Here is a 2,081-nt window from a genome sequence, read left to right as displayed (position 1 = left end):
GGCGGCGGGCGTCTTTATTTGCCCCTGGCTATGAGCGCCGAAAACTGCCCATGGCGGCTAGACGAACTTGATGTGCGGGAAGAGCTTCTTGGTTGACTCTTGAAAAGAGCGCACGGCCCTGTCCAGAGATTCGAGTTCGGAAGGCGTCAAACGATTTGAAGCGGGCGATGGCTCGCCCTTCGGATTCGGTGAGGGCTTCCCCCTCAAATCCTCGTCGTCTTGGTTCATGGCGTCACTCCATCTGTTCCCATTCAATCCCCATGGCGTCGGCAATGCGGCGCAAGGTGGACGGCCTTGGGCGCGCGTCCGGGGCCTCCATCTGGGCATAGGCGGACTGCGAGATGCCCATGCGTTCGGCCACCACGGATTGAGTCAGTCCAAGGTGCTCACGCCATGCCCGCACGGTGGACTTCCCGGCCAGGATCAGACCCACCACCTCGTTGGGCAAGGTGACATGTTCATCGCCCTTGGCGGTCATGCGCAGATAATCGTCATAAGGCACGACAACGGCCACGGGCACGCCATCGGCCCGGATGACTTGGTGTTCACTGCTTGTAGATGTGCTCATTTCTTCTCTCCACGCGCTCGATGGTGATAACGACCGGATTGCCCTCGGCATCCACCCGGAAAAAGACGCGGTAGTCGCCCACTCGTAACCGGTAATCCTCCCGATTGGTAAGCGCCTTGACCTGCTTGACGCTTGGCCACTCCGCGAGCCCGTCCACGGCCAGCTTAATTCTTCCCGCATCGTTGACCGGGAGCTTCAAGAGCTGCTTGGTCGCCTTCTTTGTCCATAAGATTTGCGTCATGCACAAGCTAATAATTATTAGAATGAGCGCGGTCAATCTCGTGGCTTCCTGGACGGCCCCGGACAACCTGACTTGATTTTGAAAAAATCACCGGCATTTTTCAGAGTCACCTATTCAAGACGCGCGCGGCGGAACCGAACGCGAGACGACAGGGGTGCCCCCTCCCCGCCCCCGGTCTGTCCCCCTGGCCTTGTCCAGCACCCCGGCTTGGTTTGCCCTGGCCCAAAGCCCTGGCCAAGCCTCCAAACCCTGGCCAAGCCCTGGCCAGCAACCCAAAGCCCCCGACCAAAGGGCCACCCTCCCCAGCCCTGGCCACCAATCAAGCCCAGGCCCAAAGCCCACCACCAGCCTTCAAGCCTCTTCCCCCTGGCCAGTCTTCCCCAGCCCATGAGCAAGGCCCTGGCTCCCCCGTCCATGGTCCTGGCCCGCCCTCCATCTGCCCATGGAGACATGGAGACATTGGCTTTTCAACGTCTCCATCCCCCAGGCCACGGCCTGCCTATGCCGGGAGACATGGAGACATGGAGACGTGGAACCACGAGCAAGGGCCATGCACCCGCACGCCACCACGCGGGGAAACCTGACCGCATTGGTCCGTGTTACACATGAAAAATAATACAGCGCGGATCATGCCACACTATCAGGGAAAAGACCAAAAAGCATGGGGCGTGCCGATATAGCACCAGCAACAATTTGATTCAAAAACAAGCGACACGAAAATATGAGGCATGCCATTTGCTTTCGTGCTGAACGTGTCATCCTATGGACGGAGACGCCGGTACACGGTCGGAGCGTCCAGAACCGTGAGGCATACGAAAAACACCCTTGGTGGGCGTGGGCTCGGTCCGGCCCATTCGCACGTCCGGATCGGACCCGTACAGGGTGCCCCCCCCCCACAACGATGTTACCCAGGGCCAGGGGAGGGCGTTTGCTTGCAGACAATGCAGATATTGAAAAATCAAAGTCTGCAACCGGGAGCCTAGACGAAGCAAGCCTCCGCAGACAATGCAGACATGGACCCTGGTGGTTCAGGAAAAAGTCCTCAGGTTTTTGAGCTCATCCTAAGGCGGCCCGGATTTCCAACGCTCGGAGATACGGGCAACTTTACGGGCAACACCGGATACACTATTTTTTTTATCTAGTAATTACGACATATTCTGAATGAGTTCGACAGACTAACCCTCCGCCACTGCGATAAAATCACGAGAAGCCGGACCGTCATGGTTCGGCTTCATTTGTTTTCGTGGTCTTCCTGTCGTGGAGCTCCTGCTC

General features: G+C 58.1%; 2 protein-coding genes. Both read right to left on the bottom strand.

The features are described 5' to 3' along the window. Positions 1-232: 232 nt before the first annotated feature. Positions 233-568, bottom strand: coding sequence for an XRE family transcriptional regulator (locus tag EOL86_14105; GenBank protein ID NCD26707.1), 336 nt, complete (start codon positions 566-568; stop codon positions 233-235). Continuing rightward, entirely contained in the window at positions 546-809 is a 264-nt protein-coding gene (locus EOL86_14100) for a type II toxin-antitoxin system RelE/ParE family toxin (protein NCD26706.1), read from the bottom strand. The genes EOL86_14105 and EOL86_14100 overlap by 23 nt, the downstream gene beginning before the upstream one ends. Between the last annotated feature and the right edge of the window lie 1,272 nt (positions 810-2,081).

It is taken from the genome of Deltaproteobacteria bacterium, from assembly GCA_009930495.1.
In the GTDB taxonomy this organism is placed as follows: domain Bacteria; phylum Desulfobacterota; class Desulfovibrionia; order Desulfovibrionales; family Desulfomicrobiaceae; genus Desulfomicrobium.
The sequence above is the reverse complement of the archived record's forward strand: the minus strand, read 5'-3'. Positions and strand labels throughout refer to the sequence as shown.

Coding starts and splice junctions, on each gene's coding strand:
- EOL86_14105 (NCD26707.1), bottom strand. CDS start 568: ATGAGCACATCTACAAGCAGTGAACACCAAGTCATCCGGGCCGATGGC.
- EOL86_14100 (NCD26706.1), bottom strand. CDS start 809: ATGACGCAAATCTTATGGACAAAGAAGGCGACCAAGCAGCTCTTGAAG.